This is a genomic window from Pararhizobium sp. LjRoot255 (assembly GCF_964252905.1).
GTDB lineage: Bacteria > Pseudomonadota > Alphaproteobacteria > Rhizobiales > Rhizobiaceae > Pararhizobium.
In genome coordinates this window covers 298,732-320,712 of sequence record NZ_CAXUPQ020000001.1, presented here as the reverse complement: position 1 = coordinate 320,712, position 21,981 = coordinate 298,732, and the positions used below count along the sequence as shown (strand labels likewise).

The 21,981-nt window shown below is 60.0% G+C and carries 23 protein-coding genes and 1 tRNA gene; 10 read left to right on the top strand and 14 right to left on the bottom strand.

The genetic code is table 11. The features are described 5' to 3' along the window. The first annotated feature begins 370 nt into the window (after positions 1-370). Complete coding sequence (locus ACSQ2W_RS01635; RefSeq protein ID WP_436084669.1) at positions 371-2,035, top strand: electron transfer flavoprotein-ubiquinone oxidoreductase; 1,665 nt, start codon at positions 371-373, stop codon at positions 2,033-2,035. A 114-nt stretch (positions 2,036-2,149) separates the two neighbouring features. Then, entirely contained in the window at positions 2,150-2,764 is a 615-nt protein-coding gene (locus ACSQ2W_RS01630; RefSeq protein ID WP_436084668.1) for a L,D-transpeptidase, read from the top strand. Between the two features lie 32 nt (positions 2,765-2,796). Here ACSQ2W_RS01630 and ACSQ2W_RS01625 read toward each other — a convergent pair whose 3' ends face one another. Next, the gene (locus ACSQ2W_RS01625) at positions 2,797-3,042 is read right to left on the bottom strand and encodes a hypothetical protein (RefSeq protein ID WP_436084667.1); all 246 of its coding nucleotides are present in this window, start codon (positions 3,040-3,042) and stop codon (positions 2,797-2,799) included. On the opposite strand from ACSQ2W_RS01625, the gene ACSQ2W_RS01620 reads away from it, so the two are divergent. Beyond that, positions 3,041-4,042 carry an ABC transporter substrate-binding protein gene (locus ACSQ2W_RS01620; protein ID WP_436084666.1) on the top strand — a complete coding sequence of 334 codons (1,002 nt, stop codon included), beginning with the start codon at positions 3,041-3,043 and terminating at the stop codon, positions 4,040-4,042. The genes ACSQ2W_RS01625 and ACSQ2W_RS01620 overlap by 2 nt on opposite strands. A 98-nt stretch (positions 4,043-4,140) precedes the next feature. Continuing rightward, positions 4,141-5,028 carry an ABC transporter permease gene (locus ACSQ2W_RS01615; RefSeq protein ID WP_113005528.1) on the top strand — a complete coding sequence of 296 codons (888 nt, stop codon included), beginning with the start codon at positions 4,141-4,143 and terminating at the stop codon, positions 5,026-5,028. 105 nt (positions 5,029-5,133) lie between these two features. Here the strand turns inward: ACSQ2W_RS01615 and ACSQ2W_RS01610 are convergent, their stop codons facing one another. Both ACSQ2W_RS01610 and ACSQ2W_RS01605 read right to left on the bottom strand, forming a co-directional pair. Further along, positions 5,134-5,580, bottom strand: coding sequence for a DoxX family protein (locus tag ACSQ2W_RS01610; RefSeq protein ID WP_436084665.1), 447 nt, complete (start codon positions 5,578-5,580; stop codon positions 5,134-5,136). Between the two features lie 237 nt (positions 5,581-5,817). Next, positions 5,818-7,323: a glycosyltransferase family 39 protein gene (locus ACSQ2W_RS01605; RefSeq protein WP_436084664.1), complete on the bottom strand. Its 1,506-nt coding sequence runs from the start codon at positions 7,321-7,323 to the stop codon at positions 5,818-5,820. Positions 7,324-7,521: 198 nt separating this feature from the next. Here ACSQ2W_RS01605 and ACSQ2W_RS01600 point away from each other — a divergent pair, with 198 nt between their 5' ends. After that, positions 7,522-8,418 (top strand): diacylglycerol/lipid kinase family protein, encoded by an 897-nt coding sequence (locus tag ACSQ2W_RS01600; protein WP_436084663.1) that lies wholly within the window; start codon positions 7,522-7,524, stop codon positions 8,416-8,418. A gap of 27 nt (positions 8,419-8,445) precedes the next feature. On the opposite strand, the gene ACSQ2W_RS01595 is transcribed toward ACSQ2W_RS01600, so the two are convergent. Further along, positions 8,446-9,453, bottom strand: coding sequence for a glycosyltransferase family 2 protein (locus tag ACSQ2W_RS01595; protein WP_436084662.1), 1,008 nt, complete (start codon positions 9,451-9,453; stop codon positions 8,446-8,448). A gap of 108 nt (positions 9,454-9,561) precedes the next feature. Between ACSQ2W_RS01595 and ACSQ2W_RS01590 the strand changes: the two genes are divergently transcribed. After that, positions 9,562-10,518: a lysylphosphatidylglycerol synthase domain-containing protein gene (locus tag ACSQ2W_RS01590; protein WP_436084661.1), complete on the top strand. Its 957-nt coding sequence runs from the start codon at positions 9,562-9,564 to the stop codon at positions 10,516-10,518. A 3-nt stretch (positions 10,519-10,521) separates the two neighbouring features. Here ACSQ2W_RS01590 and ACSQ2W_RS01585 read toward each other — a convergent pair whose 3' ends face one another. The 4 genes from ACSQ2W_RS01585 to ACSQ2W_RS01570 form a co-directional block, all read right to left on the bottom strand. After that, complete coding sequence (locus ACSQ2W_RS01585) at positions 10,522-12,024, bottom strand: AMP nucleosidase (protein ID WP_436084660.1); 1,503 nt, start codon at positions 12,022-12,024, stop codon at positions 10,522-10,524. 77 nt (positions 12,025-12,101) lie between these two features. Beyond that, positions 12,102-12,422 (bottom strand): YnfA family protein, encoded by a 321-nt coding sequence (locus ACSQ2W_RS01580; protein WP_436087642.1) that lies wholly within the window; start codon positions 12,420-12,422, stop codon positions 12,102-12,104. Positions 12,423-12,607: 185 nt separating this feature from the next. Continuing rightward, complete coding sequence (locus ACSQ2W_RS01575) at positions 12,608-12,781, bottom strand: hypothetical protein (protein ID WP_436082038.1); 174 nt, start codon at positions 12,779-12,781, stop codon at positions 12,608-12,610. A gap of 12 nt (positions 12,782-12,793) precedes the next feature. Then, positions 12,794-12,967, bottom strand: a complete 174-nt coding sequence (locus ACSQ2W_RS01570; protein WP_037121339.1) for a hypothetical protein — start codon at positions 12,965-12,967, stop codon at positions 12,794-12,796. Positions 12,968-13,151: 184 nt separating this feature from the next. Here ACSQ2W_RS01570 and ACSQ2W_RS01565 point away from each other — a divergent pair, with 184 nt between their 5' ends. Then, the gene (locus tag ACSQ2W_RS01565) at positions 13,152-13,853 is read left to right on the top strand and encodes a glutathione S-transferase N-terminal domain-containing protein (protein ID WP_436084659.1); all 702 of its coding nucleotides are present in this window, start codon (positions 13,152-13,154) and stop codon (positions 13,851-13,853) included. Between the two features lie 48 nt (positions 13,854-13,901). Here ACSQ2W_RS01565 and ACSQ2W_RS01560 read toward each other — a convergent pair whose 3' ends face one another. After that, a complete protein-coding gene (locus ACSQ2W_RS01560) occupies positions 13,902-14,243 on the bottom strand; it encodes a DUF2147 domain-containing protein (RefSeq protein WP_436084658.1) in 342 nt (113 codons plus the stop codon). A 649-nt stretch (positions 14,244-14,892) separates the two neighbouring features. Between ACSQ2W_RS01560 and ACSQ2W_RS01555 the strand changes: the two genes are divergently transcribed. Next, complete coding sequence (locus tag ACSQ2W_RS01555; RefSeq protein WP_436084657.1) at positions 14,893-15,159, top strand: sel1 repeat family protein; 267 nt, start codon at positions 14,893-14,895, stop codon at positions 15,157-15,159. 35 nt (positions 15,160-15,194) lie between these two features. Here ACSQ2W_RS01555 and ACSQ2W_RS01550 read toward each other — a convergent pair whose 3' ends face one another. From ACSQ2W_RS01550 to ACSQ2W_RS01540, 3 genes are all read right to left on the bottom strand, one after another. Continuing rightward, a complete protein-coding gene (locus tag ACSQ2W_RS01550) occupies positions 15,195-16,319 on the bottom strand; it encodes a pyridoxal phosphate-dependent aminotransferase (RefSeq protein WP_436084656.1) in 1,125 nt (374 codons plus the stop codon). 123 nt (positions 16,320-16,442) lie between these two features. Next, positions 16,443-16,811 carry a PilZ domain-containing protein gene (locus tag ACSQ2W_RS01545; RefSeq protein ID WP_436084655.1) on the bottom strand — a complete coding sequence of 123 codons (369 nt, stop codon included), beginning with the start codon at positions 16,809-16,811 and terminating at the stop codon, positions 16,443-16,445. A gap of 265 nt (positions 16,812-17,076) precedes the next feature. Then, positions 17,077-17,433 carry a hypothetical protein gene (locus tag ACSQ2W_RS01540; RefSeq protein ID WP_436084654.1) on the bottom strand — a complete coding sequence of 119 codons (357 nt, stop codon included), beginning with the start codon at positions 17,431-17,433 and terminating at the stop codon, positions 17,077-17,079. 336 nt (positions 17,434-17,769) lie between these two features. Here ACSQ2W_RS01540 and ACSQ2W_RS01535 point away from each other — a divergent pair, with 336 nt between their 5' ends. After that, a complete protein-coding gene (locus ACSQ2W_RS01535; protein ID WP_436084653.1) occupies positions 17,770-19,995 on the top strand; it encodes a caspase family protein in 2,226 nt (741 codons plus the stop codon). 84 nt (positions 19,996-20,079) lie between these two features. Here the strand turns inward: ACSQ2W_RS01535 and ACSQ2W_RS01530 are convergent, their stop codons facing one another. Further along, positions 20,080-20,259, bottom strand: coding sequence for a hypothetical protein (locus ACSQ2W_RS01530; RefSeq protein ID WP_436084652.1), 180 nt, complete (start codon positions 20,257-20,259; stop codon positions 20,080-20,082). Positions 20,260-20,556: 297 nt separating this feature from the next. Between ACSQ2W_RS01530 and ACSQ2W_RS01525 the strand changes: the two genes are divergently transcribed. Then, positions 20,557-20,646: transfer RNA gene (locus ACSQ2W_RS01525), tRNA-Ser, on the top strand. A gap of 589 nt (positions 20,647-21,235) precedes the next feature. Here the strand turns inward: ACSQ2W_RS01525 and ACSQ2W_RS01520 are convergent. Next, positions 21,236-21,523, bottom strand: coding sequence for a DUF1236 domain-containing protein (locus ACSQ2W_RS01520; RefSeq protein WP_436084651.1), 288 nt, complete (start codon positions 21,521-21,523; stop codon positions 21,236-21,238). Positions 21,524-21,981 lie beyond the last annotated feature (458 nt).

Below are 21,981 nucleotides of genomic sequence, written 5' to 3'. Positions count from 1 at the left end.
ACATCGCTCGCAGGGATCGGGGTAGGGGGCATTCGCAGACGGCGAATGCGTTACGCGTTTTGAGGCGCGCCTCCTCGCACGGGGAGAGGGCAAAAGCAAGGCATGGTTGGATTTTGAGGCCTGGAAGATCGACTTCGGCAACAGGGGCTGGCGGCGGAGCAAGGCAAGCGGCATCATCCCACAGTGCACAAACAAATTTTGACGTTTACGTACACGTTATATATTGTAGTGCGCAGTGCATGACCTCATGCGCAATTCGCAGGCCCGCTGTCGCAGACCGGCTCGACAAGGTTTCCTGTATTTGTCATGACGGAATTCAAGAATTGGGAACAAACCGGGTAAACGCCGGGACAGGACTGGAGACAATCAAATGACCGAGGCGATGGAACTGCCCGAGCGCGAAAGCATGGAATTCGACGTGGTGATCGTCGGCGCGGGTCCGGCAGGGCTGGCCGCGGCCATTCGTCTGAAGCAGGTCAATCCGGAGCTTTCGGTCGTCGTCCTGGAAAAGGGCGCCGAAGTCGGTGCCCATATCCTCTCGGGCGCCGTCGTCGATCCGATCGGCATCGACCGGCTGTTGCCAGGCTGGCGCGAGGAGGAGGGGCATCCGTTCAAGACGGAAGTGAAAGACGACCAGTTTCTGCTGCTCGGCCCGGCCGGTTCGCTGCGCCTGCCGAACTTCGCCATGCCGCCTTTGATGAACAACCACGGCAATTACGTCGTCTCGCTTGGTCTCGTCTGTCGGTGGCTCGCCGAAAAGGCCGAGGCGCTCGGCGTCGAGATCTATCCGGGTTTTGCGGCAACCGAAGTGCTCTACAATGATGCGGGTGCAGTGATCGGCGTTGCGACCGGGGATATGGGCATCGAGAGGAGCGGCGAGCCAGGCCCGAACTTCGCCCGCGGCATGGAACTCATCGGCAAATACGTGCTGATCGGCGAAGGTGTGCGCGGTTCGCTCGCCAAAGAGCTGATCGCCAGGTTCGATCTGCAGAAGGGCCGCGAACCGCAAAAATTCGGCATCGGCATCAAGGAACTCTGGCAGGTGAAGCCCGAGAACCACAAACAGGGCCTGGTGCAGCATTCCTTCGGCTGGCCGCTCGGCATGAAGACCGGTGGCGGTTCGTTCCTCTATCATCTGGAGGACAATCTCGTCGCCGTCGGCTTCGTGGTGCACCTCAACTACAAGAACCCCTATCTCCATCCCTTCGAGGAATTCCAGCGCTTCAAGACGCATCCGGCGATCCGCGGCACCTTCGAGGGCGGCAAGCGCCTGTCCTACGGGGCGCGCGCCATCACCGAAGGCGGCTACCAGTCGGTGCCGAAGCTGTCCTTCCCGGGCGGTGCCCTGATCGGCTGTTCGGCCGGTTTCGTCAACGTGCCGCGCATCAAGGGCAGCCACAACGCGGTTCTGTCCGGCATTCTTGCCGCCGAAAAGCTTGCCGCTGCGATCGCGGCCGGCCGGGCCAATGACGAGGTTATCGAGATCGAGAACGGCTGGCGCGACAGCGCCATCGGCCAGGACCTGAAGAAGGTGAGGAACGTCAAGCCGCTGTGGTCGAAGTTCGGCACCGCCGTCGGGGTCGCACTCGGCGGTCTCGACATGTGGACGAACACGCTGTTCGGCTTCTCCTTCTTCGGCACGCTGAAACACGGCAAGACCGATGCTCAATCGCTTGAACCGGCCTCGATGCACAAGCCGATCGCCTATCCGAAACCCGACGGCGTCTTGACGTTCGACCGCCTGTCCTCGGTGTTTTTGTCGAACACCAACCACGAGGAAGACCAGCCGGTACACCTCAAGGTCAAGGATATGGAGTTGCAGAAGCGCTCCGAATACGACGTCTATGCCGGGCCGTCAGCGCGCTACTGTCCGGCCGGCGTCTACGAATGGGTGGAGAAGGATGGCCAGCCGACCTTCGTCATCAACGCCCAGAACTGCGTCCACTGCAAGACCTGTGACATCAAGGACCCCAACCAGAACATCAACTGGGTGCCGCCGCAGGGCGGCGAAGGGCCGGTCTATCCGAATATGTGACCACCGGACGCGCGGAGCCAAGGAAGATGCCGGCAACGGTAGCAGGGCTTAACCGGCCATTAACCATATTTTCCGTAATTTCGGTTGTATCAACCGGATATTAAGGAACGCCTCATGTCGCTTACCCGCCGTGGCCTGCTTCTGGGCATATCTGGTCTTCTTGCCGGCTGTGCCGGCAGCGGACCGAACCATGCGGCCAACTACGCTGCCCTGTCGGACGAACCTTTTCCGTTGCCTGCCATGCCACTTGCAAGGATCAAGCCGGAACTGCGGCGGCGGGAGGTGGCTTACGAGACCTCATATGATGCCGGCACCATCGTCATCGATACGCCGGGGCGCCGGCTCTATTATGTTCTCGGCGAGGGAAGGGCGATGCGCTACGGCATTGGCGTGGGGCGCGAGGGCTATGCGCTCGCAGGTTCGGCCTATATCGGCCGCAAGGCGCAATGGCCGAGCTGGACGCCAACGGGAAACATGATCCGCCGCGATCCCCGAAACCTCAGATATGCCGGCGGCGTGTCCGGTGGGCCGCACAATCCGCTCGGTGCCCGCGCCGTCTATCTCTACCGGAACGGCAACGACACCATGTTCCGCATCCACGGTACCAATCAGCCTCAGACCATAGGACGGGCCGTGTCGAGCGGCTGTGTCCGCATGCTCAATCATGATGTTATCGATCTCTATGAACGCGTCACCGTCGGCGGACGGGTCGTCGTGCTGCAGGCCTGACCGCCGCGGTAAAATTTAATCGTTCCAAAAGATTAGCGAGCGTCGATCTGCACCCGTGCGCCATTGTTTTTGTACCCTGCCGCGATAAATCTCACTGGAATGGCGCAGGTGGAGCAGGCGCAGGCGCAGGCTGAGCGGCATTCCTCTGCATAGCTGCAAAATTTGATAACGGAGGAATGCGGGACGCGATCCTGCTTGTCCGGATCATGGGGCCGGTTGCGGCGGTGCTGCCGGGCCTCGTGGGCGTGATACACCGCCTTATAAGAGGGAACCGACATGAAACATCTCCTTGCAACGACCAGCCTTGCCTTGGGCCTGCTGGCGCTCGGCAACGCGGCCTCTGCCGCCGACTGCGGCGACGTGACGATCGCCAGCATGAACTGGCAGAGCGCCGAGGTTCTGGCGAGCCTCGACAAGTTCATTCTCACTGAGGGCTACGGCTGTAACGCGGACATCATCGTCGGTGATACAGTGCCGACGATCACCTCGATGATCGAAAAGGGTGAGCCGGACGTCGCGCCGGAAGGTTGGATCGACCTGCTCCCCGACGTCGTCAATCGCGGTCTTAAGGAGGGAAAGATTGTCGGCGCAGCGATGGCGTTGTCCGACGGCGGCGTGCAGGGTTGGTGGATTCCGAAATACATCGCCGACGCCCACCCCGATATCAAGACGATTGACGACGCATTGAAGCATCCCGAACTCTTCCCGGACCCGGAGGACAAGAGCAAGGGCGCGGTGCATAACGGTCCGCAGGGCTGGGGCGGCACGGTCGTCACCTCACAGCTCTACAAGGCTTATGGCGCAGAAGCGGCCAACTTCAGCCTGATCGACACCGGCTCCGCCGCCGGCCTCGATGGTTCGATCGCCAAGGCTTACGAAGGCAAGGAAGGCTGGGTCGGTTACTACTGGGCACCGACGGCGCTCCTTGGCAAATATGAGATGGTCAAGCTTGAGCACGGTGTTCCGGCGGATCCGGCCGAATGGAAACGCTGCAATACGGTTGCCGAATGCCCGGATCCGAAGAAGAACGACTGGCCGAAGGACAAGGTCCAGACCCTGGTTACCAAGGGCTTTGCCGACCGCGCCGGCGAGGATGTCGTCGCCTATCTCAATAAACGCTCCTGGACGAACGATACGGTCAACGGTCTTATGGCCTGGATGACCGACAACCAGGCAAGCGGTGAAGACGGCGCCAAGCATTTCCTGCAGGAAAACGAAGCGCTCTGGACGCCGTGGGTCTCTCCGGAAGCTGCCGAGAAGATCAAGGCTGCGCTCTGATCATGTGACGGGCCGGCGCGCCGCGCCGGCCTTCTGTTTCTGCGGTGTCCGGCTTCAGGAAAGGCCGGCGTCGATGCATAACGAATAAGGGGACCGGCATGGATTGGCTCACCAAATTTCCGCACATGAACGACGATTCGCTGCGCAACCTGAAAAAGGCAATCGATGAAGGCTTTCGCGCCTTCACCCGCGCCTATGGTGATGTGATCGAGGGGTTCTTCGAGCCGCTGCAGTTCTTCCTTATCCACTCCGAACGCTTTATGACGCGCACGCCCTGGCCAATCATCCTGGTCTTGGTCGCCTTGGTCGCATGGTTTGCGAGCCGGAACTGGAAGATCGTCGCCGCCTGCATCGGGACGCTCCTGGCCATCGGCTATTTCGACATGTGGGACGACACGATGAAGACCATATCGATGATTTTCGTCTGTACGGTTCTCTCGATCGCGATCGGCATCCCGATGGGCATTGCCATGTCGCGGTCCGACCGGCTGCAGAACGCGGTCAATCCCGTGCTCGATGTGATGCAGACCATGCCCAGCTTCGTCTATCTGATCCCCGTCGTCATGCTCCTCGGCATTGGCAAGGTACCCGGCCTTATCGCCGTCGTCATCTATGCGATCCCGCCGATGATCAGGCTCACCAATCTCGGCATTCGCCTTGTCGACAAGGATGTACTCGAGGCCGCCGACGCCTTCGGTTCCTCCAATTGGCAGAAGCTGAAGAACGTGCAGATGCCTCTAGCGCTGCCCACCATCATGGCCGGCATCAACCAGACGATCATGATGGCGCTTGCCATGGTGGTCATAGCCTCGATGATCGGGGTGCAGGGCCTCGGCCAGCCGGTTCTCAAGGCCATCGCCAACCAGTATTTCACGCTCGGCATTTTCAACGGTCTGGCGATCGTCGGTATTGCGATCATCTTCGACCGGGTGAGCCAGGCGTATGGGCAAAGGCTGCAGCGCCACCGCGAAATCATTCACGGCTGACGATTCGGAAATGCTGCCGGCGCCGGCGGCGCCCTGAAGCCGCCGGCGCCGCCACAGCGCCAAAGGTTGCCGTAGCAACCTTGAATCGGGTTGATCGCCGCAGCCCTAGGCGTTGATTTCCGCAAAATTCGGCCGGGATGCCGGCGCACTCTCGTGCTTCGGGGCTGACTTCCAGGCTACCACCATCAGGCCGCCGATCACCGTGATGTGCTCCATGACCACGTAGAATTCGAGCGTCCTGATCGGCTCCTGCATGGTCCAGAAGGTATGGGCGATCGGAATAGTGAGCAGGGTGAAGACTGCAAGCACGCCGGCGCCAAGCCAGGCCCAGCGATTGGTGATGATCAGCGCGGAACCGCCAAGCTGGGTGACGATCACCGCTATGTTGAAGAGCGGTGCCGGCTCTAGCCCGAAGTGCGACATCTCGGCGACGCCGGCGTTGAAATCGAGGAGTTTGGCAAGGCCGCTTGCCCAGAACATATAGGTTAGGATAGCCCGGGCCAGGTAGCCGAACGGGCGGGAACCGACGATGGAATCAATGAAGGAAGGCATTTTTTTCTCCGATGACAGGTGATGAAACTGCCCCGGAACCGGTCGCCTGTCGCGGGCTTTGGACCGGTTCCCGGGGCAGCGCAGCGTCTCCGGTTCGGGAGGCTCCCCGGTGTGCCGCGCTGTCTCCTGTTTACTGGCCGTAAAGAGGAACCGAGGTTCCTGCGGGAACTGCGGCGGGGCCTTGTTTGAAGCGCGTCCAAATCCGGCAGGCACCAGCCGGATGATTTGGCACCAGGATCAGGGCCTGCGAACCCAGGCATAACCGAAGCGAAAGAGATCGCCGCCGCTGCCATAAGTAAACGGCAGGGCGATCGTCTGCGGTTGCAGCGGCGGAACGGTGCCGATGCGTTGCTTGAGGCGGTCTTCGAGACGCCCGGGCACGCGGGCGTTACCCTTGCCATTATCGCGCCAGAGCAGAAGAATCGGGCTTTCCTTCGACCATGAGAAAGGCGGGCTGTAGAGCCGGTAGGTTTGCGTGTCGACCGGTGTGTGCGGCAGTTGCATGCGGATATTTCCTGCCATGAAGGCGTCTTCCGCGATCACCAGGGCGGGGGTGATAGCCGGTTTCTTGACGGTTTCTTCGATGAATGCCTGATAGGGTACGGTCAGTTTCGGATGGGAGTTCATTACGCCCGCAGCCGTGATGCGCAACACCAGCGACGCGGGAATGAGGATCATCAGCAGCAGAATGACCGGCATGAAACGCCGCAGGAAGTCACCGATCGGAGCGCCTGACGCGTCGATCTTCATACAGAGGTACATCGGCAGCAGGAACAGCACCGGCGACACCCAACGGACCTTCAACTGCGCTGTGCCCATGAACAGCACCATGAAAAGCAAAAAGACGAGCAGGACCAGGAACATCGTCTCTATCAGTCGCGTCTTTGCATTCCCCGCCCGCAACGACGGCCAGAAGCCGGCGCGAAAGGTCGAAGCATAGACAACGACGGTCAGCGCGCAGAAGCTCAGGAGTGTCAGCGGAAGTTCCGCGAGACCACGGGCGATCTGCATCAGCGTGCCGCCCTCGGCATCCGAGGCCAGCTTGTCGACGGTATCGTGCGAGGCGATCTCGAAATTCTGGAACAGCCAGACCGCGTGCGGCAGAGCAATCGCCAGCGCCACCGCGGCGGTGATGAGAATGCGCGGATCGAGCAGCCGCTGGCGATAGGACGGACTGGCAAGCACGGCGACGAAGGCGCAGAGGCAGAGAATCGAGAAATTATATTTCGATAGCAACCCGATCCCGATGGCGATGCCGGTCACAAGATAGGTGGCGACCGCCGGCCGGTCGAGCGTGCGAAACAACCCGTAGACAAACAGGCAGGCGGCGAAGAGCGAGGCGTTCGAATGGGTGAGATCGCGCTGTGCCAGCCAGCCGATTTCCGGAATGGTGAGAAGCCCTAGCGCTGCGGCGACGGCGAGCGACTGGTTTGCAAGCACCTGCCGGGCGGCGAGGTAATAGAAGACGTAGCTCAGGAACAGGAAGAGGTTCTTGACCAGGCTCAGCGCAAACAGGGACTGTCCGATGCCGTCGATGACCGCATGCTGCACCCAGTTGAAGAATGGTGGCTGCGTATCGTATCCGAGAGCGTACCATTGGCTCATCAGGATTTGACCGGCCTCGTCCATTTCGAGCGAATTCGGCAGGCAGATGCGAACGATCAGATTGAGCAGGAAATAGACGCCGATCAGCAGGATGAACGTGTTGGGTCGCGTTTCAATTTTTTCGGCGAGCGAAGTCATGCTGGGTGGCCTTTGCGCTTGGATTGCGCGGGTTCTACCACACGGCGTCGACGTGACAACAGCCGGCCGTCTTGCGCAGTGGCGTAACCGGCCCGATCCGTTCCTTCAATCGCCGCCGCTCGCCGGTCATGCCCTGACAATTTGCTGGGCGCACCCCATATGATGTTTGCCCGCGGTGTGCGGTCATAAGGACGACGGATGAAGATCAAGGCCATTTTCAATCGAGACGGAGGGACGTTCCGGACGACCGATATGGAGGCCTATCGCCGGAAGGCCGAGGAGGTTTTTCGCGCAGCGGGACACGATATCGAAATCGCGATCGTCTCCGGCAGCGAGATGGGCGATACCCTTGAAAAAGCAGCACGACGTGATGACCTCGATGCCATGATCGCGGGTGGTGGGGATGGCACGATCTCCGGCGCTGCCGGTGTCGCCTGGAAGAATGGCATGCCGCTCGGCGTCGTTCCGGCCGGAACGATGAACCTCTTTGCCCGCTCGCTGAGATTGCCGCTCGATATCTGGAGGGTGCTGGACGTCCTCGCCGATGGCAGGATCACGGATGCCGATATCGGCAGTGCGGACGGCCGTGCCTTCGTGCACCAATTTTCCATGGGGTTGCATGCCCGCATGGTGCGCTATCGCGAATCATACAGCTTCGCCTCACGGCTCGGGAAAATCCGCGCGACCGCTCGCGCGGCGGTCGGCGTGATCTTCAATCCGCCCGAGTTCGAGATCGAGTTCGATGTGGACGGTATCCATGAACGACGCGAGGTTTCGGCCATTTCCGTCTCCAACAACCATTTCGGCCCAAACGCGCTGATGTATGCCGAGGACCTCACCGGCGGGCATCTGGGATTCTATACGGCGCCACCCTTGAAGCCGGCAGGTGTGGCCAAACTGGTGTTTGATATTATGCGCGGCAAATTTCGCGAAAGCCCGCTGATCACCGAAATGAGCGTGTCGGCAGTCGACCTGCATTTCCCCACCGCGCGTCACAAGACCAACTGCGTCATTGACGGCGAGTTGCTGCCGATCGGCCGCGATGTCGCCCTGCGTATCCATCCGGGCGAATTGAAAGTGCTTGTCGGACGATAGCCGCCCGCGTTCAGGTCGCAGCCCGGTTCACGCGTTCGGAGCATCCCCGCTAAAGACCTTGCGCACAATGTAGGGCTGTGTGTCGTTTTCGCCCGAATAGATGCGCGCCATCATCTCCGCCAGAATGCCGGTGGTAATGAGCTGGACGGAGGAGAGAAACAGCATGACGCCGACGATCAGCATCGGCCTTCCGCCGATATCGTTGCCGAGCAGATACTTGTCGACGAAGAGGTAGAACAGGATAAGCGCGCTGAGCGCTCCGGCCGCGAGGCCAATCGAACCGAAGAAATGCCCCGGCCGCGCCTTGTAGCGCATGAAGAACAGCACGGAGAGCAGGTCGAGAATGACGCGGAAGGTCCGCGAGATCCCGTATTTCGATGTCCCGTGCTGGCGAGCGTGATGAGTGACCGCCATTTCGCCGATTCGGCTGCTCGGCACTACGCCGGCGACCCAGGCCGGAATGAACCGGTGCATTTCGCCCATCAGCTTGACCTGCTTGATGATTGATGCCCGGTAGATCTTCAGGCTGCAGCCATAATCGTGCAGCTTCACACCGGTGATCTTGCCGATAAGGTAGTTGGCGCACCAGGAGGGGATCTTGCGCAGGAAAAGCCCGTCCTGCCGATTCTTGCGCCAGCCGACCAGAAGGTCGAGTTCGCGCGCCTCGATCGCTGTAACCATGGCTGGGATATCACGCGGATCGTTCTGAAGATCGCCGTCCAGCGTCGCGATCAGCCTTCCAGTGGCGGTATCGATGCCGGCCTGCATAGCGGCGGTCTGGCCGAAATTGCGCTGCAACTCCACGATCCTCAAGCGCAGGCTGGAATCGGCAAGTTCCTTGCGGGCATTCACCAGCGTTGCGTCGGTGCTTCCGTCGTCAACGAGAATCAGCTCCCAGCTGCGTCCGAAATCGGCCATGCCGTCGCGGATGCGCGCGACCAGCGGACCGACACTTTCCTCTTCGTTGTAGATCGGCACGACAACGGACAATTCTATCGCGTCAGCGACGACAGTTTCTGTCCTGTTTGCTTGCAAGATGGGATCCAATGTCAAAGCCTCTGAAAAACGCTGCCGGTTCTCTTGCCCGGGTTCTCGTGATAACAGCCATGAACCCATAGCACCGGACAGGAAAGTAGCAAATATATGAATGCAAAAGGGGATACCAGCCGGGGCTCGTGGCTTGTCCGCAACCGGATGACCTTCGTCTCCTTGGCTGCCGTCATTGCCTATGCCGCATTCGTTCAGTGGATCTGGGGCTGGCCGGCGCTTTTTCGGCAGTGGGCGGAGATCGGCGTTGTCCGGGTGTTTTCGGCGCTGGCGCTGCTGGTCGGCACCTATTTCATCCGTTGCTATCGGATCTACGATTATTTCCCGGGCGAGACCCGCGGCCGCTTCCTTCTGCTCCTGCGCGTGACGCAGGTCCACAATCTTCTGAACATCATGCTGCCTTTCCGCGCCGGTGAGACCAGCTTTCCGATCCTCATGCGCTCGGAATTCACCATTCCCCTGGCGCGCAGCACGTCGGCGCTGCTGCTCATGCGCGTGCTCGACCTGCATGCGCTGTTTGCTGCCGCCGGCATCGGCCTTGTGCTCGAACACGATAATCAGCGCCTCGGCTGGCTTCTCTGGGCCCTCTTCCTCGTCTCACCGCTGCTTTTGTTTTTCCTGAAGGGCAGCGCCCTTGCGTTTGTCGAGCGCCGGTTTCCGGACAAGCTCGGCAGGCTGCTCGAGGAAATAGAGGCCGGCCTGCCGGCGAATGCGATGGTCTTCGTGCGGGCATGGTTGATGACGGTTCTCAACTGGTCGACCAAGGTCGCGGTTCTTGCCTGGGTGCTGTTCACGATGGGCGTCGCGCCGCTCGGCGCCTGTTTCGGGGGCGCTCTGGGTGGCGAGTTGTCGTCGGTGCTGCCAGTTCACGCGCCGGCCGGTGTCGGCACCTATCCGGCCGGCATCACCGCGGGCGCGATCTCGTTCGGCGCGTCGGCAAAGGGTTCTGCCTTCGATCTGCTCGCCAGCGCCAGCGTCAACGCGCATCTGTTGATCGTCGTGTCGGCGGTTGCCGGCACGCTGCTGTCGATTGTGCTGTCGCCGCGACGCTGAGTATTACTGGAACGCCGTCTCGAAGAAGCTGCGAAGCTTGCGCGAATGCAGCTTTTCCTTCGGCATGGCGGCGAGCTTCTGCAGCGCCAGAATGCCGATCTGCAGATGCTGGCTGACCTGCGTCTTGTAGAAGGCTGTGGCCATGCCCGGCAGCTTCAATTCGCCGTGCAGCGGCTTGTCGGAGACGCAGAGTAGCGTTCCATAAGGCACGCGGAAGCGGAAGCCATTAGCCGCGACGGTGGCCGATTCCATGTCGAGCGCGATGGCGCGCGACTGTGACAGCCGTTTCACCGGGCCGCGCTGGTCGCGCAGTTCCCAGTTGCGGTTGTCGATCGTCGCCACGGTTCCGGTCCGCATGATCCGTTTCAGGTCGTAGCCCTCGTAACCGGTGATTTCCGCCACCGCGTCCTGCATCGCCACCTGAACTTCGGCGAGTGCCGGGATCGGCACCCAGACCGGCAGGTCGTCGTCCAGCACGTGATCTTCGCGCACATAGGCATGCGCCAGCACATAGTCGCCCAGCGTCTGGCTGTTGCGCAGGCCGGCGCAGTGGCCGAGCATCAGCCAGGCATGTGGCCTGAGCACCGCGATATGATCGGTAATGGTCTTGGCATTGGATGGGCCCACGCCGATATTGACGACGGTAATGCCGCCATGGCCCTTCTTCTTCAGATGATAGGCCGGCATCTGCGGCATCCGCACCAGCGAAAGATCCGATTCCGGCTTGTCAGATCCGGCCTGCGTGATGATGTTGCCCGGTTCCACGAAGGAGGCATAGCCGTTGCCTCCTTCCGCCATCTGCTTGCGCGCCCAGGCGCAGAATTCATCGACGTAGAACTGGTAGTTGGTGAAAAGCACGAAGTTCTGGAAATGCGTCGCACTGGTTGCCGTGTAGTGGCTGAGGCGAGCGAGCGAATAGTCGATGCGCTGGGCGGTGAACGGCGCCAGCGGGGAGGGATCGCCCGGACCGGGCTCGTAGGAGCCGTTGGCGATCTCGTCGTCGGTGGTCGTCAGGTCGGGTGCGTCGAACAGGTCGCGCAGCGGCATGTCGATGTTTTCCGCCATCGACGCCTCGACATGGGCGCCTTCTCCAAAAGCGAAATGCAGCGGGATCGGTGTTGCCGATTCGGAGACGGTGACACCGACGCCGTGGCTGCGGATCAGGAGGCCGAGCTGTTCCTTGAGGTAGTGGCGGAACAACTTCGGCCGGGTGACCGTCGTCGTATAGACGCCCGGCGCGCTGACATAGCCGTAGGACAGGCGCGAATCGACATGGCTGAAACTGCTGGTCTCGATGCTGACCTGGGGATAGCAGGCGCGATAGCGCGAAATCGGCGTTCCGGTGCGACCGAGTTCGGTAAAGGCATCGACCAGGAATTTGGTGTTGCGCTCGTAGAGCGCCGACAAGGCATCGACCGCTGCGGCTGGGTCATCGAACGTCTGCGGCTCGAAAGTGTCCGGCGTCGCGACGGAAAGGGCGGAGAGGGAAGAGATTCGTTTGTTCATGCGGCATTATAGAATGGCGTCTTTTACAAGCAAACGACAAGATTCGAATGCACAGGCATCGTTCGGAAAAACCCCACTCAGCGCGGGCCGGCAAGGATGACGACTGTGCCTGCAATCGCAAGCGCGACGCCGCTTATATCCCAGCGATCCGGACGAACATCTTCGACAATCCAGAGCCAGGTTAGCGACGCAGCGATATAGATGCCGCCATAGGCCGCGTAGGCACGCCCGGCAGCAGTCGTATCGGTCAGCGTGAGAAGCCAGGCGAAGAGCGCGAGGCTTGCCATGCCGGGAATGAGCCACCAGATCGGCTTATCCAGCTTCAGCCATGCCCAGAAGGCGAAGCAGCCGGCGATTTCCGCAAGGGCGGCAAGGGCATAGATGGCGAATGCGGAGATGGGCATGGTGTTCCTTCCTTGGCGGTGCATACAGCGCTGCGCGTCTTTTCAGAGGCGCAAAGGTGTCGCTGTAACACTTTGATCTGCTGCATAATTTTGTTCTTAAATCGATTCCGATTTATGGAATTATGCAGTAGGAAGGCAGCAGATTTAAATGCGCAAGTGCGTCGCTTGCTTCGACAGCATCAGCTCATGGACTGGCGCTGAAGCGTCACGAAAAGAACGAAGCCGGCTCCCTGCTTGCTGATGCCAAGGCCAGAGGCCTTGTTGTAGGCAATCGCACCCATCGGCGCCATCAGCAGGGCTGCAAGCGTCAGCATGCGCAGAGCGATGATTGCAGAATGGGCGAGGGAAGACATCGTTTCTGACCTTTAGAGCTTGGCTTGTTCGCAGAACTGGGCGGTGTGCACGGTGCAGTCGGCGATCGAGCCTGCATAATTGTGGCGGCGGCGCTGCGTGTCGGCGCTGACGGCGGCCGCAAGCGTGATCGCGAAGACGACCATGAGCATGCTGATGATGGTGAGGCGGCGTGCGAGAATGTCCATGGCTTTGTCCGTCTGGTCGGGTTTGTCGGTCGGGTTCAACGCGATGATGGCTTTTTCGCATGGGCAAACTGAACTGTTGCTGAGACCCCGGTTCATCTCCCGTTCATCTTCGCGGCTTTCACCCTTGCAACGGCGGGGGGTGCCCCTTAAGTCTTCGGTCGAGTTTCCCAATTGGAGATTGCCGATGACTGCGCCGATCGAACTCTACTACTGGCCGACCCCGAACGGCTGGAAGATCACTGTCATGCTTGAGGAACTCGGCGTTCCATATGAGGTGAAATACGTCAATATCGGCAAGGGCGAGCAGTTCACGCCGGACTTTCTGACGATCGCTCCCAACAACCGCATGCCGGCAATCATCGATCCCGACGGCCCGGGCGGCGAGCCGATCTCGGTGTTTGAATCCGGCGCCATCCTGCAATATCTCGGCCGCAAGTTCGGCAAGTTCTATCCCACCGACGAGCGCGCTCGCGTCGATGTCGATCAATGGCTGTTCTGGCAGATGGGCGGGCTGGGGCCGATGGCCGGCCAGGCAAACCATTTCCGCAATTATGCGCCCGAGAAGATCGAATACGGCATCACCCGCTACACCAACGAGGTCAATCGCCTCTACGGCGTGATGAACAAGCGGCTGGCGGACCGACCGTTCCTCGCCGGTGAATATTCGATCGCCGACATGGCCTGCCTTGGCTGGGTGCGCCAGTACGAAGGAAATGGCCAGGACCTCAACGATTTCCCCAACCTGAAACGCTGGTTCGAGACGCTGACGGCCCGCCCGGCGGTTCAGAGGGGCTTTGATGTCGGCAGGCAGGAACGGGAGCGGCAGAAGCACCTTTCGGAAGACAAGGAAGCGCAGAAAATCCTGTTCGGCCAGACCGCTCGCTGAAGATGAAAACATGGTCCGGCCGGCAAGCCCGCCGGACCATGCCCGCAGCTACATACGGCTCCAGGTCTGAGACTTGCAGAGGATCTTCAGCACGCAGCCTTGCATTTTGAGCGAACTGCCCTCGATTGATGCCGAACCGCTATAGGTCTTGTCGTTGGCGGGATCGGTGATCTCGCCCCTATAGCTGTCGCCGCTGCCATTCATGCTGCCGATGTGCTTGCCTGCATGTTTTCCCGTTTTCAAAGTGATGCAGTAGCCGCCGCCGCAGGAGGCGATGGCTGCCGTCTCGCCGCTCGCGGTCTTCCAGTTGCCGACGATCGGTTCGGCGGAAAAACCTGCGGTGGTCGTGGCCAGCGTCATGGCTGCGGCCAGGATGAATGCGCGGATCATAAAGTTCCTCCCATAAAGTTCGCCGGATAATCATGCTTTGCCGCATGGTTCGGTCGAAATGTTGCCAGAGCTGGTCTCCTCACCGCTCAACACGCGGAAAATAGCTTACGCGAACGTAAACGTAAATAAGTGTTTCCCCCGTTTTCCGCTGAAAATTCCCGGCAAAACAGCCCCTCGTGCCCTCACTCTTTTCGAAATGGAGCGTGTCACCGCTTCGCGTGGTTAGCGATTGGTTGAAATCGAGAATTGAATTTTCCGTAAAGATTGAGGCAAAAGCCAGCGTTTCAAGGCGGTCCGATGTTTAACAAAAACCCAAGTTTACCAATCGTTTGAACTTTGTTTGTCGCACATTAATCATGCATTTTAAGCGTGTATTGAAACCGCTGCGGCATACTCAAACCCATAAGACGAGCAGGGAAAAACACCCCGCCGGGATCCCTTGGGGACCGAAAGCCGCACAAGACGGCCGGCCCCCAAGGTGCCTCAAAAAGGCAAGCAAAACAGGGACTGCGCTGCTGCACAATTCCTTAAATCGGAATCGATTTGAGAACAGGATTATGCCGCAGATCAAAGATTTACAGCGACCTTTGCGCGTCTGAAAAGACGCGCTGCGCTGTAGTAACCAACCAGGCAAACAGGGACATAGACAATGGCACGCTTTGACATTCAAAATGCTTCGGATGCCACGATGGGTGGCGAAAACCGCGCGGACGTTTTCTGCGAAATGGGCTTGATGTATGCAACCGGACGTGGTTGCGACATTGATCTCGTCGCTGCACACAAGTGGCTCAACATCGCAGCGATCAAAGGCTCCGACCGGGCTGCCGCGCTGCGTGCGGATCTTACGATGAGCATGAGCAAGACCGACCTTGCCACGGCGCTGCGCGCCGCCCGCGAATGGATGACCATGCACTGAGGCGATAGGCGACAGGTCTGCCTACTGCCTACTGCCTACTGCGCACTGCCTATTGCCTCGATAACCTTCGGCAGCGCCTCCTCCAGAAGCGCCATATCCGCCTCCGGGCCGGTGCTGATGCGGACGCACCGGTTGAGCGGCGCAACGCCCGGCATGCGAATGAAGATGCCGTGATCCTGCATCAGCCGATCGACGATCGCGCGCGCAAAAATCGCGTCTCTGCCGCAATCGATAGTGACGAAATTCGTTGCCGACGGCAGGGGCACCAGCCCGTTCCTGATGGCGATTGCAGCGATCCTTTCGCGCGAGGCAGCGATTTTCCCAAGCACCTCTGTCAAATACGCGCCGTCAGCCAGCGCCGCGATCGCTGCCGCCGTGCCGATCCTGTTCATGCCGAAATGGTTGCGGATCTTGTCGAAGGCTTGCGCGGTTCCCGGCGTGCTGATGGCATAGCCGATGCGCGCGCCTGCCAGACCGTAGGCCTTGGAGAATGTGCGGGTGCGGATCACGTTCGGCATGTCGATCAGCGATGCGATCGGGGGGATGGTGCCAGCCGGCGCGGTTTCACCGTAGGCTTCGTCGAGAACCAGCAGGCACGTTTCTGGCAGCGCCTTGGCAAAGGCGACGACACTGTCGGCATCCCACCAGCTTCCCATCGGGTTGTCAGGGTTGGCGAAATAGGCCAGTGGCGCGTCTTGTCGCTTGACCGCCGCCAGAAGGCCGTCGAGATCCTCGCGGTCGCTGACGTAAGGCACCGTCACCAGCTTGCCGCCATGACCTGCGACATGGAAATTGAACGTCGGATAACCACCGAGCGAGGTAACGACCGGCAGGCCGGGCTCGATCACCATCCGGACGATCTGTCCGAGAAGACCGTCGATGCCCTCGCCGATAGCCAGATTCGCCGGTAAAGTGCCGAGATGGCGGGCCAGCGCCTGCTTCAGCTCGAAATTTTCCGGATCATTGTATTTCCAGACGCCGGTCGCCGCCTCGGCCATGGCCTTGATAACCGAGGGGGCAGGGCCAAAACCGCTCTCATTGGCACCGATCCGCGCCTTGATCGGACGGCCGCGCTGTCGCTCGATCGCTTCCGGGCCGACAAAGGGAATGGTGGAGGGAAGGGAGGAAACGAGGGGCGTAAAGCGGGAAAATGCGGACATGCTGTTGATCGAGCCTGACGATGGATGAAACCGCAGCGGACACTAGCGATGTTTGATCGTCATGGAAACCGAATCCATTCGCGAAATGCATCTGACCGCCCTCGATCGCTTGGGACGAAGATGTCAATGTTTTTTCGACTCGTTCCCGGTGAAGAACTCGTAGCGGACGATCTCGTGAAGGAACTCCTCGTCGATCGGCTTGATGAAATGCACCTGGATACGATGGTCGTTGCGGAAAATTTCAGCGCAGCCGATTCGCCTCTTGGTGCCGACGATGGTCAGATAATAGTGCGGCGGCAGGCCGATCGTGGTATTGACGGTGAAGGCGGCGCCGCCGCGTGAAATTTCCAGCATTTTGCAGGTGCGGGTCGAAACGCCGCCAAGGGCTGGCCGAACCGCCATCAGGGTGCCCGCCTGCCCGATCGTGAAACGCTCGAAGCGCTCCTCATAGAGCTTGGATTTGACCACGGAGTACATCGTCGAGTTCTGCATCACCACTCCTCGGTAGCGATGGGCGGCGGATCAACCAGATCCAAAGCTGCCGCGCCGCTCGCTTCTCACCGCTCTTGCCCTCCTTCTGACTGCAACAAGCGATCCATGGAGAATCGGTCACGAATATTGCAATCCATTGAAAGCATTCCCTAAAAATTTAATCAGGACCTAAATCGCCGGACAATGCTTTGACCTTGTGGCGATTCAACGCGCTGATCGGGAGGTTGCCGGATTGCAGGCGTGATGGACATAGCCCGATCCGGCTTCAAATCAGGCCGCTGGTAAAGTCCATTCGGATCAACCGGCTGATGAATTTGGGCGCCAACGGCATGTTGAAGCGCACGCCGAGCTCGAAGTTGTGCCGGTATACCTGCGAACAGCCTATTTCTTCCCGGAAGCCGTCGATCTCCAGGAAGAAATGTTTTGGCAAAAGGATATTGGCGTTGAAATCCAGCATGGCACCGCCGATGGAAATGTGACGTAGCAGGCACTGGTATTTCGTCTTCGTCTTCAGGTGCTGCCCGACGACAAGGATGCGGCAGGGGCGTTCGATATAATAATGTTTGTATCTGGTGGTCGGTTGACCCGGCTTTGCCTCGGCGAGATGCATCACCATCGACATCGGAAACTCCGGAAAAAATGACGGCGCTGCGCCGCTTCTGCTAGATTTCTGCAGCTTTTGATGAAGGCTCGCGTCGAGCTTTATCGACGCAATCACATGACTATGATTGCAGTTTCCGCCGTCAGCCTTGTCCTGAGCTTGTGCCTTTCACGGCCCTGTCTTCCGGCTTGCTTAAAAAAGCACAAAAGCGGACATTGAAACAGGCTGGGCCATACGTAATACTTTCATGAAAAGCGCGCGGTGGAAAAAACCGCGCGGAAATTAGGGATCATGTTTGTGCGGTTTGCGGGGGGCGCGAAACGTCCCGGCCCGCTGCGCAAGCGCGGAGGGAAAATCATGTTCAAAGCCTATTCTCGGCGCTGGGTGCCGATCCTCGTTCTGTCACTATCAGTTTTCGCGTTTCAGGCTGGCGCAGCCGAGGCCGCGAAGCGGGTCGCGCTCCTGATCGGCAACGAGAAATATGAGGCGACATCGCAGCTGAACAACCCGGCCAACGACGTGGACCTGATGAAGGCGTCGTTCGAGGACGCCGGTTTCGATACGGTGACGACCGTCCACGATCTCGACCGAGCCTCGATGGTGCGCGCGCTCCGCGATTTCGAGGATGCGGCGACAGGCGCCGAAGTCGCGATCATCTACTATTCCGGTCATGGCATGGAGATGAACGGCCAGAATTTCCTGTTGCCCGTCGATGTCGCTTTGAAGACCGATAAGGATGTGGAAGACGAGGCCGTTCCGCTCGATCGCGTGCAGCGTTCGCTGGAAGGCGCGACCCGCCTGAAGCTGGTCATTCTCGACGCCTGTCGCAACAATCCGTTCGAGCAATCAATGACGCGGTCGATCTCGACCCGCGCCGTCAGCCGCGGTCTCGCCCGCGTCGAGCCCGAATCGGCCGATCTGCTGGTTGCCTTCGCCTCGAAGGCCGGCACGGTCGCCATGGACGGCGAGGGCAAGAACAGCCCGTTTGCAACGGCGCTGTCGAAATATCTGACGGAGCCCGGCGTCGATGTGCGCATCGCGCTTGGCAAGGTGCGGGACGAGGTGGTGGCGGCAACAAACCGCGGCCAGGAACCCTTCGTCTACGGCTCGCTCGGCGGCGCGCAGATCTTCCTCAACATCAGGGAGGTCAACGTCAACGTCACCAACAACGGCAACACGGAAGAAGTCTCGCCGAACGGCCAATCGGCCGCTGCCGCCGACTGGCAGAACATCCGCGATCTCGCCGACAAGGATCTGATCGAGGTTTTCCTCGCCAAGCATGGCTCCGACCCCGTCTACAAGATGTTGGCCGAGAAGAAGCTGAAACTTTTGACCGAAGCGGAGCAGAACGCCGTAAGCAGCCCCGACGAGATCGCCTGGGACGCGCTGAAGCAGTCGACCGATGCCGCCGCACTCACCCGTTTCATAGAGCGTTATCCTGACAGCAAGCACAAGGCGGAAGCCGAAACCCAGATCGCCGCGCTCGAGCCGAAGAAGGGGCTCAACATCTCACAGACGGGGAAGGACACGCAGGCATCGCGCGACTGTTACCTGCTTGCCGGTGAGCCACAGTCGATGCCGGGCTTCCTCGGCGTCAATTTCCTGAAGATCGATTCGGCCCGCGCGCTCACCGCCTGCGCCCAGGCCGTCAACGAAAACCCCGACGACATGATGCTCGTCAACATGCTCGGTCGCGCCCACGATGCCGGCCGCAACTATGTCGAGGCGCGGCGCAACTACCAGAAGGCGGCAGACGGCGGCAACATGTACGGGCTGACAAACCTCGCCTGGTTCTCGATTTACGGCACGGATGGTCCGGTCGACATCGAGAAGGGCAAGCAGATGTTCGAGCAGGCGGCCAATGCCGGCAATTCCTATGCCCAGGCATCGCTCGGCTGGCTCTATCGCGAGGGCTACGGCGGCGTGCCGCAGGATTATGCCGAGGCGCTGAAATGGTACCAGCTCTCGGCCAATCAGGGTTATGCCAATGCCATGGCGACGATCGGCTGGTTCTACCGTGAAGGAAACGGCGTCGCGAAAGACTTCAACCAGTCGCTTTCCTGGTACCAGAAGGCGGCTGAAGGCGGCGATGCCAATGCCATGTCCTCGCTCGGCTGGGCCTACCAGAACGGTCTCGGCACGACGCAGGACTATGCGGAAGCCAAGAAATGGTACGAAAAGGCCGCCAATGTCGGCGATTCCTATTCGATGGCGCTGCTCGGCTGGTTCTACGACGTCGGCAACGGCGTGCCGCAGGACTATGTTCAGGCCCGCAACTGGTATGAAACGGCAGCGAACGCCGGGAGCGCCTATGCCATGGGCAATCTGAGCCGCCTCTATGATTTTGGCCTCGGCACCAGGGCGGACCCGAAGGAGGCGGCCCGCTGGGCAGCGGCCAGCGTCGAGGGCGGCGACCCGGCGAAGCTGCAGGAGATGAAGACCTCGCCGAATAATTTCACGCCTGCCTTCCGCAAGGAAATCCAGGCGCTGCTTCGGGAGCGCGGCTATTACAGCGGACCGCTCGACGGTGACTTTGGCGCAGCCACCCAGAATGCGATGGACCGACTGGCGAAAAAGAGCTGACCGATATCAAACTGCATTGGAAAACGAAGCCGGGCCTGTGGCAGCAGGCCCGGCTTTCGCGATCTGGCGACGATGGGCGACTGGCTAACGCTTGTTTTCCAGGGCTTTGAGCGCCATCTGACCGGCGGCATGCGCCTGCAGCTGACTGATAAACTGGCCGCTGGCAGGATAGACGACGGTGCCGCGCTTGATGACGAAAGCCCAGCGCCCGTTGCGAAGCTTTTCGACCGTCACTTGAGTTTCCGGTTTGCTGTTGCTGTTCACTCTCTGCTCCCAAAGCTGTCTCGCGCCGCCCGCAGCGGCGGGCAAGGGCGGATTTCAAGCGCACAGGACTACCGCAAAACGCCCGTAGCGGGCAATCGGTGAATAGGGCGCAAAGGCGATCGGGAGTTGCCCAGGAACGGGGCGGCAAGAAAGCAGATCCGCCCGCAGACAGGCTTGATCGGCGCTTGTGAAGGACTGCAGGTGCGCCGTCATGCAGGATGGAAAATTCAACTTTGTAGCGGGTAACCGCAAAAATCCCTTGCAATGAAGGGCTCCTGACTCTAGTCAGGCGCTAACGGAGAGGTGGCCGAGTGGTCGAAGGCGCTCCCCTGCTAAGGGAGTATACCCGGAAGGGTATCGAGGGTTCGAATCCCTTCTTCTCCGCCATTTTCCTTTTTGTCCGACGCAGCTCGCCGCGACTTTCCGTAATTTTGACACGGCGTTGTAGCCGGACGCGCCTTTTCGGAATTTTGACACGGCGAATCGGAATTTCGGTTTTTCCAGAACCCTGTCAAAAACCCTCCCTCCTGGATTGCTCACTTGTCGACCTGATCGATGAATTCACTGCAGCTGGATGGGACAAGTGGTAAGCGCTTACCACGATCGTTTGTGATCATGCGCTGGCCTACCAAGAGGATCGCGATCAACCCCGCACATCCAGAAGACAGAAATCGACCGGCTCAGGTCAGCCCCGGTCACGTGCAGCGACTGGGGCGCGGTGCGTGCGTGGCCGACAGGACCTCCAACGGGTCACGACGCGAAGAGATTCAGTCCACGCTCATGACGCTGGAGCTTCCGGGTAGAGTTCCGCCCGGCTGGATCATGACGAATATGGGGAGCGGCGGTGTCGCCGGCCACGGACACTATACCCACAATGCTGGCGGCAAGGACGAATGGTCTCTGACCTGGACGAGGGTAAATTGGTAGGGGAGGATCGCGGGCCCGGGGGGAGAGCCGGGCCCGCAGTGCTTTCAAGTCATTCGATGATTTCTATCACCGCGCGGGTCTTCGGATTGATGAGCACGCGCTTGTTGTTGACGATCACATAACTGTAATCGGGCTGATCGGGAATTGTGTGGATCTCGACCGTGTCAGGAAGCGCCGTGCCGACTGCCAGATCGCCTTCAAACGTGACCGACGGCGTTGTCTGCTCGAGAATATAGGTTCTGACCTCGCCGGGAACGACGACCGTCGCCGTCTGCGCAGCCGCCACGCCGCCGAGCGACAGGAACAGAGCTACGGCAGGGATGATCACTTTCTTCATGTCTTCCTCCTGGATTTTCAATGCGCCGGTACAACGATTCGGCTAGGGCATGGTTCCAAGGAAAGTGCCGCGTGTATCGCGGCTGCGGCTCTCATAAAACCGGCCCGCTGTTACGAAACAGCGGGCCTAAAGGTTTACGTCATGAAATCCCCAGCGGACCCCATCACATGAGCAACCCCGAGACTGCGTGTTGGTTCCGGTGCCACCGGATCACAATCGATGAAAGATGAAATCTAGCCGTTACCAGCGCGAGACATCCAAGCATGCGGCTGTCAGGCTGAACTACCGCTTCGGGGTGGAAAGCCGACTACCGTTCGCCGCCCCAGATTACCCGACCGCCATAGCGATCAGAGACACGTCATCACTAAGGCACACCTCACCAACAGTTTGTCACACCACGGTTCTGACGTGGGTCGCGATAATGGACACGATGCGGACGCACCCGGCCAGAACGGTCG